Genomic DNA, 14,362 nt, shown 5'->3' with positions numbered 1-14,362 from the left:
TTCCCTATAGTGAGTCTTGTTTTGACTTAGTTAGCTCTTATTTGAACTCAAATTTACCCTGCATGATCGCCCAGTGACCAGGGAACGAGCAGAAGAATGAGTAGTCGCCGCCAGCTTTCATTTTTTCAGTGCTGAAAGTAATGCTGGTGCTTTCACCGCCGCCAATCACTTTTGTGTGAGCGTATACACGGTCGTCATTTGGCTTCACGTAATTGTTTTCTGCACCTGCTGCCATGCCGTCCGTACCTACTGCTTGTAGATTAGCGGTATCTGCTATAACGACGTTGTGACCCATTGATTGTGCAGGCATTTTACCTGTGTGGTTTAGCGTCAGTTTTACTTCTTTACAAGTGGCTGGAACGCTCAGTGTTTTAGTAGAAAACTGCATCATATCGTTAGCATCTAGGGACACTTCACACTCGGCACTGGCTTGGGCACCAAAGCTCATTCCTACTAATGCGAAGGTTGCTGCTAATAAACGTAAAGACATATAACACTCTCCATTTTATATTTTGGGCTGACTTGGATTAATCTCATCCAATAGTTCTCATTATCAGCCAATTTTCACTCGAAAAACGTGCTTCAAGCGGTATATTGACGTTTTGTTGCAAACTTGTACTGGTTAGTTCCACTATTTGATCACTCATAGGCCCTATTTCATGCGATGGCGTGAGGTAAATCAAAAAAGAAAGGAATACGCCCCGTACAGAGATAAGGTCTATCTTATTAAGCCTTTGGAGCAGTATCTTGGCGTTTATTAGAAGTAGATTAGAGAAGGTGAGAGGAGAGGCTCAAGCATAAAAAAGCTCAGCCAAATTGCTGAGCTTTAACAGTTAGAGCGGCAGTTTACGTTTAGCGATTTTGCTTCAACGCATCTAACGCTTCATGTAATGACGGCACGATGGAATGACCAAATTGTTTTACCTCTTCGCAAGGTTCAACTAAATCCGGAATCTGATAAGTAACCATATTCGCTGCCACGGCTGCGCGAACACCGTTATTGGAATCTTCAAAGGCCAAACATTGGCTTGGTTCTACATCCAGACGATTCGCTGCCAGCAAATAGATTTCTGGATCGGGTTTACCGTGGTTTACCTCGCAGCCTGTGGTGAGGTTGTCGAAGTACTTACTCAAACCCGCTAATTCCAGTTTGATTTTCGCCACCTCTTTTGCCGTAGAAGTCGCTACTGCGATTGGTAAGCCTTGTGCTTTCAGCCATTCTAGCAGCTCAACAACACCATTTTTCACTGGGATGGCTTGGTGTTTGACGACAGCATTGTAACGAGTACGCCATTCATGATGCAGGCGGTCTAGGTTCTCACCGTAGGCTTTGCGGAAAATTGCTTCAATACCTGCCGCATTGCGACCAATGATCGACAGGTAAACATCTTCATAAAACGGAAGGTTTTGGACTTCACATGCTTCTTGGAAAATACGCATACAGACGCGCTCAGTATCAAGGAGCAAACCATCCATATCAAAAATAGCAGCTTGGTAGTTCATTACATTACAGACTTTTCGATTGTGATGGTGCATTTTGACATAAGCGAGATAGATTTTCTTGCGGAATTCAAACCGTCCGTATCCTTTTTTTACTTTATACCTAACCGTTTGGCTAAGCGGTGTAAATTACCATTATCGAGTTCTAACTGACGTGCTGTTGCAGCCCAGTTTCCTTGATTCTGCTCTAGTGCTTTTAGAATCATGGCTTTTTGGAAGGTGTCAGTAGCTTGCTTTAAACCAGCGTCTGACAGTTCAAATGAAGAGCTAGGTATACCTGGCTCTTCAGTGACGGGCTGATTGTTCGACGCTTTGATATCGAAATCTTGTTCCACCAATTCGATATCCAGCGATTGAGTTCTAGCTTTGGCAAGCACGCCCGCTCGTTTGATGACGTGTTCCAGTTCACGCACGTTGCCCGGCCAAGAGTAATCTTTAAGTTCTTGAACTAGAGTGGGAGAGAGTCGAACACTGTTCAGCCCCAACTTGCTGCGTAGTTGCTCTGCAAAGAAACCAGCCAGTAGCACGACATCGTCTTCACGTTCACGAAGTGGAGGGACATGAAGAGGGAATACACTCAAACGGTGGTACAAATCTGCTCTGAAACGGCCAGCTTTTACTTCTTCATGCAGAACACGGTTCGTTGCCGCCACAATGCGTGTGTTGACTCGAATATGGCGGTCATCCCCAACACGCTGGATATCGCCATATTGCAATGCGCGAAGTAGCTTGGCTTGCAACTCCAGAGAAAGTTCGCCGACTTCATCCAAAAACAGTGTGCCGCCGTCGGCTTGCTCGAACTTACCCTTGCGATTACTGATAGCACCAGTAAAAGCGCCTTTGATATGACCAAAAAGCTCACTCTCTGCGACAGACTCCGGTAACGCGGCACAGTTTAAGTACACCAAGGTATTATTGGCTCGGTGAGAGCGATGATGAATTGCGTTTGCGACGAGCTCTTTACCAACACCTGTTTCACCCATTATCAACACAGATAGCTCGGTATCTGCCACCGCATCGATTTGCTCTTGAAGTGCTTTCATTCCAGCAGATTTGCCAATGATTTCGTTGCTTAGCGTGCGTTTCTCAGTGTAAGACTCACGTGGCAAGCTTGCTTGTGTTTCTAACTGCTCCAGTAGTAGAGCAGTGTGCAAGCCACCCGCGGCTAACGCACTTACAAAGCGTAGTTCTTGATTGAGTAAACCATCGAACTGATTCGGGTCGAAGGCATCAATAGTGATCGCGCCAATCAATTGATCGTCGATCAACAAAGGGAGGCCAATACATGAATGGACGTGCAGCTTGTCGTCGTGGTTCGGAATTAACCCGTCATAGGGATCGGGTAAGTCGCTATTCGATGGAAACCGTACGATATCGCCAGCGCGTGCAATGGCTTCCAATCTCGGGTGTTGGTTTATAGAAAAACGGCGTCCCAATACTTCCTTTGCTAAGCCATTGATAGCCAGCGGCTTAAAGTGCTGATCTTCATACAAAAGAAGAGCAGAAGCATCACATTTTAATATCTCGCGAATCGTTGTTAATAAGGTATCAAATCGAGCTTGCCGAGTGAGCGCTGAATTTAGGTCTTGCGTGATGTGTAGCCATTGCGCGATTAAAGAAGTCATAGCCAATACCAATTGTGTCAATATGACTATTGTAGTGTCTTAATGACAATTTTCAACTGTGTCTAAATGACAGTTGTTAAAGTTGTATTTTAATTAAATTATTGAAATATATAGCAATTAAAAGTTGGCATGCCCAGTGCTATACAAGAAGAAATTATTTTTGTTTATCCCGTCATTCAAGGTAGTAATTATGACAATTCACGTAAAAAACAACATCCACTGGGTAGGTCAACGCGATTGGGAAGTTCAAGATTTCCATGGTACAGAATACAAAATGACAAAAGGCACCAGTTACAACAGCTATCTTATTCGTGAAGGAAAAACGGTGCTGATCGATACGGTTGATCATCGATTCAGCCAACAATTTATCCAGAACCTAGAAATGGAAATCGATCTTAAGACGATCGATTTTATCGTCGTGAACCATGCAGAAGAAGATCATTCAGGCGCATTGTCTGCATTGATGGAGAAGATTCCGAACACGCCGATTTACTGTACAGAAGCGGCGATTGATTCGATTGTGGGTCATCACCACCATCCTGAGTGGAACTTCAAAACCGTAAAAACGGGCGACAGCATTGATATTGGTAACGGTAAACAATTGGTATTTGTGGAAGCGCCGATGTTGCACTGGCCTGACAGTATGATGACTTACTTAACCGGCGATGCGGTGCTGTTTAGTAATGACGCCTTTGGACAGCATTATTGTGATGAGCGTTTGTTTAATGATGAAGTGGATCAAAATGAGTTGATGGAACAGTGTTTGCGTTACTACTCAAACATCCTAACGCCATTTAGCAGCTTGGTAACAGCCAAAATTAAAGAAGTGCTGAGCTTTAATTTGCCCGTCGACATGATCGCAACATCACACGGTATTGTATGGCGCGATAATCCGGTTCAAATCATCGAGCAATATTTGGAATGGGCGGATAACTACCAAGAAGATCGCATTACGATTTTCTACGATTCCATGTCAAATAACACTCGAATGATGGCAGATGCCATTGCGCAGGGCATTCACGATGTTGACCCTAGCGTGGCGGTCAAAGTCTTCAATGTCTCTAAACATGACAAAAATGAAATCCTCGCCAATGTGTTCCGCTCAAAAGGCATATTGGTTGGTTCATCTACCATGAATAACGTCATGATGCCGAAGATCGCAGGCATGCTAGAAGAAATTACCGGTCTGCGCTTTAAAGCGAAAAAAGCCGCTGCCTTTGGTAGCTACGGTTGGAATGGTGGTGCGGTAGACCGTATCCACGCACGGTTGACCGATGCGGGTTTTGAAACGGCAGTCAGCCTGAAAACCAAATGGCGACCAGATGGTAAAGCGATGCGTGAGTGTCGTGAACATGGCAAGAGCATCGCGAAACTGTGGGCGAAACATCCACTAACAAGTCCTGTTACGGCTCCGATGATGGCTGCGTCTGCACCGCAAGTTCGATCACAGCCCGTTGTACAAGTAGAAACGCCAGCAGTGGTCGAAAGGGAGCTTATTAATCCAAGCTCAGAAGCACATCCATCAGATTGCCAGTGCATGATTTGCACCGTTTGTAACTGGGTGTATGACCCTGCTCAGGGTGAGCCTAACCAAGGAATTGAACCGGGTACCACGTGGTCAGACGTTCCGGATTACTTCCTTTGCCCTGAGTGTCACTTGGGTAAAGATGTATTTGTTGAGTTCAAGGGTTAAGGAGCTGTGATGCAAGCACCAATTGTAATCATAGGCAGTGGCTTTGCTGCCTATCAACTGGTTAAAACTGTGCGTCGAATGGATGCACTGGTGTCAATTCAAGTATTCACCGCTGATGACGGTGCGGAGTATAACAAGCCCGATTTGAGCCATGTGTTCAGTAGAAAACAGACCGCGAGGGATCTGGTGGTAAAAACGGGAGAAGCGTTTGCCCAAGAGCATCATATCGAGTTATTAACCCACACTAAAATTGATAGTGTGGATACGCAAGCCCAACAAGTGGTAGCAGATGGACAAGTTTATGCGTACTCCAAACTGGTTTTTGCAACGGGTGCGAAAGCTTTTGTTCCTCCAATGCGAGGTGATGCTTCTGGCGATATCCTAACGCTCAATTCGTTACAAGAGTATCAGCTCGCAGAAGAGAGAATCAGTCAAGCAAAGCGCGTAATGGTTATCGGTGGTGGTTTGATTGGCGTTGAGATTGCAATGGATATTGCGAGCAGCGGTAAAGCCGTTACGGTGGTTGAATCAAACCAACGCTTGCTTGCCAATCTTATTCCTGAGTTTGTTGCGTTGCCTCTGGAAAGCCAACTTAAGCAACAAGGCATTCAACTGGCGTTGGGAAATGGGGTTGTTGAGGTGAATCGTACCGCCGATTCGTTGGTAGCGATTTTGAACAGCGGTGAAGTGAGCGAGATTGATGTAGTGATTTCTGCCGCGGGCTTACGTTCAAACACTCAATTAGCGAATGCTTGTGGATTAGAGGTTGGGAAAGGCATTGCTGTCGACGCTAAGCTGCAGACTTCTGCGAACAATGTATTCGCTCTGGGCGATTGCGCCGAGATACAAGGGCGTATGCTTCCATACCTTCAGCCAATCGTGTTGAGCGCTAATGTTTTAGGTAAGCAGTTGCTTGGGCAGGAAGCGCAATTGAAGTTGCCGCCAATGATAGTAAAAGTCAAAACGCCGAGTTACCCAATTCAGCTTGCCGGGGACTTCAGTGCTGTCGCTAATTGGAATGTGCAGATTTCTCAATCTGGCATCGTGGCAAAAGCTGAAAATGAACAAAGCATATTGACAGGGTTTGTTGTGACGGGCGAGCAAGTGGCTCAGGCTTTTCCGTTACTGCGTGAACTGTCTCAAGTCGCGCAATCGTAACTCGCTTCAAGCAGCACAATTTTATATTCAAAGAGGGTATAACCATGTCACATCTTCGTATTCCGAAAGACTGGACGGTTCAACGTTCGACGCCATTTTTCACCAAAGGCAGTGTGCCTCCTGCTCTTCTAACTCATCACAACACAGCCGAAGGCGTGTTTGGGCAGTTATGCGTAATGGAGGGGCAAGTCACCTATTATGGTTTTGCAGATGAATTCGCGACAGAGCCTGAAATGGTCGTCGTGATCAACGCAGGTCAGTTCGCGACAAGCCCGCCACAGTATTGGCATCGTATTGAAATGAGCGATGATGCACAGTTCAATATTAACTTTTGGTCGAATAAAGATAAAAGTGGACAAGCGATGTTCCACGCTAAGCAGTAAACCTTTCTAGACAATTTGATTATTGAGTGAATTTATCGGGAAAAGCGCATATTAAGTAAAAGAGCAGAGACGTTTCTCTGCTCTTTTTTGCTTATTGGCAGTAACGACATGTGAACTTAATCAGCGATATTAACTGTAAGCCCGCGCCACACGACCTTCGCAATTCAAGGTGTATTGTTTTGCGTAAGCCGGAATGAAAACAGATTGGCCTTTATCTACTACACATGTTTCACCATTTGCGTGTGTAATCACGAGCGGGGAATCTAGCGGCAACAGGATTTCTGCGGTTCTTACATCAAGCGTTCGTTGGTTGGCTTGTTTTACAATCGCGAATTTGAAATCGTCGACGGGAACTGGGTATTCCAATATGTCGTCGATTTCATTTGGTGCGAGCAATAGGCTGTCGAATGGTTTTTCTTCGAAGCGTGTGCATGCAATGAGTTCTTTTATATCCATATACTTCGGCGTTAAACCGGCACGTAGCACGTTGTCTGAGTTCGCCATGATCTCAAGCCCCGTCCCTTTCAAGTACGCGTGTGGCGTTTCTGCATCCAAGAACATCGCTTCGCCTGGTTTCAGCGTGATGACGTTGAGTAGCAAGGGTGCAAACAAACCAATGTCACCCGGGTATTGCGTTTCTAACTCCAAGATCAGGTTGAACAGAGGGAAGTCGGTGATGCGAGCTTGTGCCAATAGCACCGTCAACGCCATCTCTTTCTGTTCGCCTTCTAGTGACAGTAGACCGGAGAAGAAGGTCGCTAAGCCCGTTGGCGTTTGGTTTGCGATAAGGTCATCCACCAAGCCTTGCAGCTCAGGAATCGCCAGCTCAGAGAAGAAGCTGATGATTTCACTTGTTGGGCGGAAGCCATTCATCGCTTGGTATTCGGTTAGCGCGTAAACCAATTCTGGTTTGTGGTTTGGATCTTTGTAGTTACGGTTTGCAGCGGTTAGGGGAATGCCTTGTTTTTCTTCCAGTGCAAAACCCAGTTCTGCTTGTTGCTTGTTTGGGTGCACCTGAATCGACAGCGCTTTCTCGGCGGCAAGCACTTTAAACAGGTATGGAAGTTCACCAAAACGGTTTGCGACTTCTTCACTCAGAAAAGCATTCATGTCTAGAGCAATCAGTGAAGAGAGTTTGGTCTCCTCGTCGTTTACCATCACCACTGAGCAACCGTTTGGATGCGCGCCCATCCATACTTCTGCTTGTGGTTCGCCCGCTGGGTTTTCAATGCCAAACAGTTGGTTAACAGAAGTAGTACTGCCCCAAGCGTAGTTTTGAATCACGTTGTTCATCAGGAAAAACGTCGGATGCTTAGCTTGAGTTTGAATCGTTTGTGTATCGGACATCGTTAAATCAGACATAGAGTGTCACCATGAGAGAAAATCATGGCTTGGGCGACATTGCCCAAGTCATAGGAGCCATTTGGGGGAAGGGGATGATTAAGCGGCTGCTTGCATCATTTTTGCTTTACGCACTTTTTTCAACGTTACACACGTTACTGCGGTAACCGTTGCGCCAGCTGCCATACAAATCAGAGCAAGGACTGGGTGGTTCATCGCGCCAAGCAGAGCGACCACGGGACCACCGTGAGCAACGCTGTTGGTGATGCCGAATGAGAACGCCATTACTGCCGCCACCATTGATCCAAGTACGTTTGCAGGAATCACTGACATTGGATCTTGCGCTGCGAACGGAATCGCACCTTCAGAGATACCCACCAGACCCATTGCGCCTGCGGCTTTACCCGCTTCGGTTTCTGATTCTTCGAACAGGTCGAACTTACGACCAAGCGCCGTTGCCAGTGCCATGCCTAAAGGTGCAACAGGGATTGCACACGCCATCGCACCCATAAATTGAGTTTGACCGCTCGCAATCATGCCCACAGAGAATAGGAATGCGACCTTGTTGAATGGACCACCCATATCGAAGCCAGCCATACCTCCAAGTACGATACCCAGTAGAACGACGTTACCTGTACTCATGCTCGTTAGTAGCGCAGTCAGACCGTCCATTAGGCTTGCGATTGGCGCGCCGATAACGAAGATGAAAAGACCTGCGATGAACAACGAACCTGTGATTGGCGCAATCATGATTGGCACCAAAGGTTGAATAAACTTGTGGTAGTTAATCGACGTAATCCACTTCACGAAGTAACCCACAAGCAGGCCTGCGATGATGGCACCGATAAAGCCTGTACCTGCGTCTGCGCCGTAGAAAGAACCGTTGTTTGCAATCCAACCACCGATCAAGCCAGGAGTTAGAGCAGGGCGGTCAGCAATCGCGTAAGCAATGTAACCCGCTAGAATTGGGATCATCAGCGTAAAGGCAACCACACCGACGTTGAGGATTTGGTTCCACATGCTGCCTTCAGGGATGGCCATGCCGGCTTCACTTGGCTGACCGCCGATTGCAAGAGCAAGTGCAATCAACAGACCCCCCGTTACGACGAAGGGGATCATGTGTGATACGCCGTTCATCAAGTAGCGATATAAGTCAGAACGGGCTTGAGAAGCTTTGTTTACAACTGACGCTTGCGTATTGCCATTGGACTCAGCTTGGTACGTCGGTGCGTTTAACGCTTCATTAATCAGTCCTTGAGCATCGCGGATTGGGGCTTTTACGTTGGTTTTAACCACGCGTTTGCCCGCAAAGCGGTTCATGTCGACTTGTTTGTCACAGGCGACGATGATGGCATCTGCACGCTCGATTTCTTCTGCGGTTGGGCTGTTTTTCACACCGATTGAACCGTTCGTTTCAACCTTGATTTCGTAACCCATTGCCGCGGCGCCTTTCTCTAGCGCTTCTGCTGCTAAGTAGGTGTGCGCAACGCCCGCAGGACAACCGGTAACACCAACGATGAAACCTTGGTTCGCTGGAGCATCTGTCACTGGTTGCGGTTCTTCTTTAGCAAGAAGGAGCGCCAGTGCGTCTTGGCTGTTTGTTGCGCCTAAGAACGCATCGATGAAACCATCTTCAATCAGTTTTGAAGACAGCTCTGCAAGTACTTCGATGTGGTGGTTATCACCACCGTCTGGAGAAGCTATCATGAAGAACAGCTTTGAAGGCAAACCGTCTTCCGCGCCGTACTCGATACCTGATTTGCTTACGCCGATCACAACCGCCGGTTCAATCACAGCGGCGCTTTTCGCGTGTGGAATTGCCACGCCATCTTCAAATCCAGTATTTCCTAATTCTTCACGTGCTTTTATATCTGCAAGAAATTGTGTTTGGTCAGAAATACGACCTTGGGCATGAAGAACGGCAACCAGTTCTTTAAATACGTCTTCTTTTGAAGACGCTTTAAGATCAAGCTTAATTAAGTCTTCATTTATTAGTTTGGTGATCATTGTAGAACCCCTATAAATATAATTTTTATTTCAGGGATATTTTTAAATTAGTGAGAAAAAGACTGTAGTGAAGAAAAAATGCATTTACTGGAGGATTGTAACCGACTAACTATAGTGTGATTTAGATCGTTCACTGGACAAATCTAGCTGCATATCTGTGACATGATGGATAAGAAGCTAAACGATAAGTGAAATGTGGCCTCGCTCCCACTTGAAAAGGGATTGAGTGTTGTTGATAGAGTTTTTGTTACTGGAGATTTGATGCGTTAACTGGATTTTTGTAACATTAAAATGGAAGTGTGATTTTGCTCAATAGCACAAAAGTCCAGTCCGGTGTATATCTATAGTAAATAGCATCATTGATGCATATATAGAGTGTGAGACAATGATTTTTCATGATTTAATTTCAGCGGTATTAAATGAAAGAGAGCCATTTCATAATATTTGGTTTGCAGGAGATTTTCATACGCCGCCTGAATTTAGCTATCAAGTTAATTTCCCTCGCCTAGAGTTAGTTCTGGATGGGGAATATATTAATGAAATGGAAAGTCATGATCGAAAAGTAACGCACATCGTTGCTAAAAAAGGCGATGCGATATTTATTCCACCTAACTGTTGGAATAAACCAGACTGGGATACCGATTGTTCAGTGTTAAGTATTTTGTTTGGGCGTCGACAACTTGGGTTGAGTTTGGTGAGCAAACGCAAAGGTGAGGCAAACTTTTACGATATTCAAAAGCATAGCATTCAAACGCGCTCAGGATTTGCGATAGATAACATCTTAGAAGCGTTGAGCTCACTGGCTCGTGAGAATACTAAAAAACCAATGGATGAGCTTTTACTACAAGCATTATTGCAATACGCGAAGACGATGTTGGATGCACCAGTCGAGCAGCAGTCACATAGCCGTGTGCAAGATCTCTATCAAGGGATCTGCATCTACATTCAAGAGAACTTCCATCGCCCAATCACGCGTGACAGCATTGCGTCGAGATTCAGTATTTCCTCGAACCATTTGTCGCGCTTGTTCCGTCAGCAGGGGCACATGACCTTGGCAGACTACATTACTTGGGTACGCGTGGATCGTGCGAAGTTTATGCTCAAGAAATACAACTTCAAACTCAATGACGTGTCAGTGCGCTGCGGATTTAAAGACGTGAACTATTTCTGCCGAGTATTTAAGAACCGTACAGGCAGAACGCCGACGGAATATCGTGGTTCGATTTAAGCCTTCAGTCAGAGTGCGTAAATCATAGAAAAGTTTAGGCGAGCAGCCTCGACATGGCGTACATAAGCAGCGCCTGTAAGTCGACGCTGCTTTTTGTTAGTAGTAGGCGTTCCGCCATTTGATCGGTAAGCAGGTTTCTTGTGAGGTTAGTGGCCGCAATGATCTGTTCTCGGGTCGGCTTTTCTGGCATCACCAGTGCTATAGCCAGATGAACATCACCCATCTTCGAAGCCCAATCCATCGACTTTTCATTCGCAATAACAGCAATAGAAATATGGTCAACACCTGAAAACATCACGTGTGGTAGAGCGATCCCCGGGGTCACGCAAGTTGATGAACGTTCTTCACGTTTAATAAAAGCAAGAATCAGTTCGTCGGGATGAATGGGGTGGATGAGCTGAGCTAGTCCTTTAAGGCATTCAAACTTGGTGAGCTCGGTATGCGCTTTGGCGTAGTGCCATTTGATTTCACAAGGTGGGCAAATTTGCGGTAAACGCTCGGCCAGTTGGCTAGAAAACTCATAGTTGATATGAGATCCCACCACAGTAAAGTGTTCAGCAATCATGTCTTTTATGACGAAGCAGGCCAGCTCTGCGTCAATGCCAATCGCTGTGATTTGACATAAATCACCTTGTTGTAGACCTGCTTGCAAAATCGCCACGGACTTGGTGAGTTCCGCAACACGATTTTGCGTTACATTAATGATATGTAAGGTACTTTTGAACTTCTTTGCCACTCGATTGAGTGGCTGAGCAAGGTGCGCACTGGCATTTGCATTATCGACGAAAAAGGTGATTTGGTATTCGTTCATCTGCAAATTTAGTCGCGGCAGTGGACGAGGAATACTTTGTCGACGTTCAGCAAAACCTCTTCAATGGGGATTTGAATTTTGCGCGTCCCTTCGAATCGGCCTAGTTGTTCTATCTCAATATCCGACACGATCAAAACCCTATCCGCTTGAGCGATATCGTGAGGAGTGAGCTGATTTTCTATCCCCATCGCACCTTGCGTTTCTACTTTAATTTGCACGTTATGTTTTGGCGCAGCTTTCATTAGTGCATCTGCTGCCATATAAGTATGAGCGATGCCTGTAGGGCATGCTGTCACCGCTACGATTTTCATGTTCTATCCATTTTATTTTTTGTGGATATTAGCACAGCCACCGCAGATTGAATTGATTTGAGCTGGATTAACGCAAGAGCTCTATCACAGTTTGAATCTCATGTTACATTAATCCAGTTAATGCACTTTTAGTCCTATATATCAAAGGGTAGGCACTGGTTAATCTATGCCCAAATAAAATGAGTAGGAACGCATACGAGCCAGGGGATCCTGTATCTCAAACTCACTTGGGTATATATTCGAGCGTGAATATTGGAAGGTAAAACAATGGACATCACAAACCTAATTGAGCTGGAAACGATATGTTTAGATCTAAAAGCTCAAACCAAAGATGAAGCGCTCAAAGAGCTGGTCGAGATGCTAGAGGCCGCCGGCAAGCTCAATAGTCAAAGCCAGTTCTTGGCAGATATCTGGAAACGAGAAGAGATCGGTAACACAGGATTTGATGATGGTATTGCGATCCCTCATGCCAAAAGTGATGCTGTAGCGAAACCGGCTGTCGCGGTCGGGATCAGCCGTAATGGGATTGATTATGGCGCCGAAGATGGCGAGCTGTCCGATGTGTTTTTCATGCTGGCGTCTCCAGATGGTGATGATCACCATCACATTGAAGTATTGGCACAAATTTCCACCAAAATTATCGAAGACGGCTTTGTTGAAAAGCTCAAACAGGCTCAATCGCGAGAAGAAGCGCTTGAGATGTTGACTGATATTCAAACCCAATCCAATGAATTTCCCCCAACTTCTTTAGAATTTACATCAGAACCCCTGAGCCCTTGGGCGCAAAAACTTGGTCGCATTAAAGAGCACCTGCTGTTTGGCACATCCCACATGATCCCGTTTATCGTTGCGGGCGGTGTGTTGTTGTCGTTGTCGGTGATGATCTCTGGTCACGGTGGTGTACCACAAGAGGGCATTTTGGCCGATATTGCCCAAATGGGGATTGCTGGCCTGACATTGTTTACTGCCGTTCTTGGCGGTTACATTGCTTATTCCATTGCCGACAAGCCGGGCCTTGCGCCGGGTATGATTGGATCTTGGATTGCTGTCAGTCATTACAATACAGGTTTTTTAGGTGCGATTGTGGTCGGCTTTTTTGCTGGCTTTGTCGTTTGGCTATTAAAGAAAATTCAGCTACCAGACAGCATGAGTTCGCTTGGCTCGATTTTTATTTATCCGCTAGTCGGTACGTTTGTTACTTGCGGTGCGGTGATGTGGGTGATAGGTGCTCCGATAGCTAACGCAATGACGACCATGAACGAGGTGCTGACGGGCATGGCGGGCTCAGGCAAAGTGATGCTCGGTACCGTGCTTGGGGCAATGACCGCGTTTGATATGGGCGGCCCAATTAACAAAGTGGCGACGTTGTTTGCTCAAACCCAAGTGAACACGCAACCATGGCTGATGGGCGGGGTCGGTATTGCGATTTGTACGCCGCCATTGGGTATGGCACTAGCCACGTTTTTGGCGCCGAGTAAATTCAAGCGAGATGAACGCGAAGCGGGGAAAGCCGCAGGTATTATGGGGATGATCGGTATTAGCGAAGGTGCGATTCCTTTTGCCGCTGGTGACCCTGCGCGAGTGTTACCAGCTATCGTGGCGGGTGGCATCGTTGGTAACGTGATTGGCTTTATGTTCCACGTAATGAACCATGCACCGTGGGGCGGTTGGATCGTTCTCCCTGTTGTGGATGGAAAAATTGGTTACATCATCGGCACGATTGCGGGCTCTGTTACCACGGCGTTGATCGTGATTGCACTAAAGAAAACCGTCACCGAAGATGAGAGTTACACTGGTCATTCTCAAGTATATGGCTCCGTTCAAGGCGAAGGTGAGGCGGATGTTTTGGCGGTCACATCTTGTCCATCAGGTGTGGCACATACGTTCTTAGCGGCTAAGTCATTGGAAAAAGCGGCTTGTGCACTCGGCATTAAGATTAAAGTCGAAACCCAAGGCGCGAATGGAGTCATCAACCGAATTACCGAGAAAGACATCGAGAAAGCGAAGTTTGTGATTTTTGCTCACGATGTGGCGATTAAAGAACCGGAACGTTTTCGAAAAATCCAAGTCTTGGATGTCAGTACCAAGGATGCCATGTTGAACGCCACGGCTTTGTTGCAAGCTCGTAGAGTGTCTTAACATTTAACTTCTGAGAAATGTCTCCTCGATGACCCTGATGAATGCTTTTGGTATTTACTCCAACATCGCGGTTCGCTTTTATTTGTGCCGCGAGTGAAGGATAAATTACGAGTAATGTTTTCAATTCTTTAGTAGCATGTTACAAAACATTTCAGTCAGGTGAACT

12 protein-coding genes are annotated in these 14,362 nt (G+C 46.1%); 5 read left to right on the top strand and 7 right to left on the bottom strand.

What is annotated here, in order from left to right; translation table 11 throughout:
• Positions 1 to 37: 37 nt before the first annotated feature.
• From azu to norR, 3 genes are all read right to left on the bottom strand, one after another.
• Positions 38 to 490 (bottom strand): azurin, encoded by a 453-nt coding sequence (gene azu, locus FR741_RS21795; protein ID WP_005392455.1) that lies wholly within the window; start codon positions 488 to 490, stop codon positions 38 to 40.
• A 362-nt stretch (positions 491 to 852) separates the two neighbouring features.
• The gene (locus FR741_RS21790; RefSeq protein ID WP_005392456.1) at positions 853 to 1,503 is read right to left on the bottom strand and encodes an HAD family hydrolase; all 651 of its coding nucleotides are present in this window, start codon (positions 1,501 to 1,503) and stop codon (positions 853 to 855) included.
• An 89-nt stretch (positions 1,504 to 1,592) separates the two neighbouring features.
• Positions 1,593 to 3,125, bottom strand: coding sequence for a nitric oxide reductase transcriptional regulator NorR (gene norR, locus FR741_RS21785; protein ID WP_167427696.1), 1,533 nt, complete (start codon positions 3,123 to 3,125; stop codon positions 1,593 to 1,595).
• Positions 3,126 to 3,315: 190 nt separating this feature from the next.
• On the opposite strand from norR, the gene norV reads away from it, so the two are divergent.
• The 3 genes from norV to FR741_RS21770 are packed head-to-tail and all read left to right on the top strand — an operon-like array spanning position 3,316 to position 6,359.
• Complete coding sequence (norV, locus tag FR741_RS21780) at positions 3,316 to 4,818, top strand: anaerobic nitric oxide reductase flavorubredoxin (RefSeq protein ID WP_167427695.1); 1,503 nt, start codon at positions 3,316 to 3,318, stop codon at positions 4,816 to 4,818.
• A gap of 9 nt (positions 4,819 to 4,827) precedes the next feature.
• Positions 4,828 to 5,976, top strand: coding sequence for an NADH:flavorubredoxin reductase NorW (gene norW / locus FR741_RS21775; RefSeq protein ID WP_167427694.1), 1,149 nt, complete (start codon positions 4,828 to 4,830; stop codon positions 5,974 to 5,976).
• A gap of 44 nt (positions 5,977 to 6,020) precedes the next feature.
• Positions 6,021 to 6,359, top strand: coding sequence for a DUF1971 domain-containing protein (locus FR741_RS21770; RefSeq protein WP_006742231.1), 339 nt, complete (start codon positions 6,021 to 6,023; stop codon positions 6,357 to 6,359).
• Positions 6,360 to 6,488: 129 nt separating this feature from the next.
• Here FR741_RS21770 and manA read toward each other — a convergent pair whose 3' ends face one another.
• Both manA and FR741_RS21760 read right to left on the bottom strand, forming a co-directional pair.
• On the bottom strand, positions 6,489 to 7,721 hold the full coding sequence (manA, locus tag FR741_RS21765) for a mannose-6-phosphate isomerase, class I (RefSeq protein ID WP_167427693.1): 1,233 nt from the start codon (positions 7,719 to 7,721) through the stop codon (positions 6,489 to 6,491).
• Between the two features lie 78 nt (positions 7,722 to 7,799).
• Positions 7,800 to 9,707, bottom strand: coding sequence for a PTS fructose transporter subunit IIABC (locus FR741_RS21760; RefSeq protein WP_167427692.1), 1,908 nt, complete (start codon positions 9,705 to 9,707; stop codon positions 7,800 to 7,802).
• A 385-nt stretch (positions 9,708 to 10,092) separates the two neighbouring features.
• Between FR741_RS21760 and FR741_RS21755 the strand changes: the two genes are divergently transcribed.
• Entirely contained in the window at positions 10,093 to 10,935 is an 843-nt protein-coding gene (locus FR741_RS21755) for a helix-turn-helix transcriptional regulator (protein ID WP_006742228.1), read from the top strand.
• A 34-nt stretch (positions 10,936 to 10,969) separates the two neighbouring features.
• On the opposite strand, the gene FR741_RS21750 is transcribed toward FR741_RS21755, so the two are convergent.
• Complete coding sequence (locus FR741_RS21750) at positions 10,970 to 11,746, bottom strand: PTS sugar transporter subunit IIA (protein ID WP_020838128.1); 777 nt, start codon at positions 11,744 to 11,746, stop codon at positions 10,970 to 10,972.
• Between the two features lie 8 nt (positions 11,747 to 11,754).
• Positions 11,755 to 12,057: a PTS fructose transporter subunit IIB gene (locus FR741_RS21745; RefSeq protein ID WP_104970216.1), complete on the bottom strand. Its 303-nt coding sequence runs from the start codon at positions 12,055 to 12,057 to the stop codon at positions 11,755 to 11,757.
• Positions 12,058 to 12,324: 267 nt separating this feature from the next.
• Between FR741_RS21745 and FR741_RS21740 the strand changes: the two genes are divergently transcribed.
• On the top strand, positions 12,325 to 14,196 hold the full coding sequence (locus FR741_RS21740; RefSeq protein ID WP_167427691.1) for a fructose-specific PTS transporter subunit EIIC: 1,872 nt from the start codon (positions 12,325 to 12,327) through the stop codon (positions 14,194 to 14,196).
• Positions 14,197 to 14,362 lie beyond the last annotated feature (166 nt).

This window comes from Vibrio diabolicus, from assembly GCF_011801455.1.
GTDB lineage: Bacteria > Pseudomonadota > Gammaproteobacteria > Enterobacterales > Vibrionaceae > Vibrio > Vibrio diabolicus.
The sequence above is the reverse complement of the archived record's forward strand: the minus strand, read 5'-3'. Positions and strand labels throughout refer to the sequence as shown.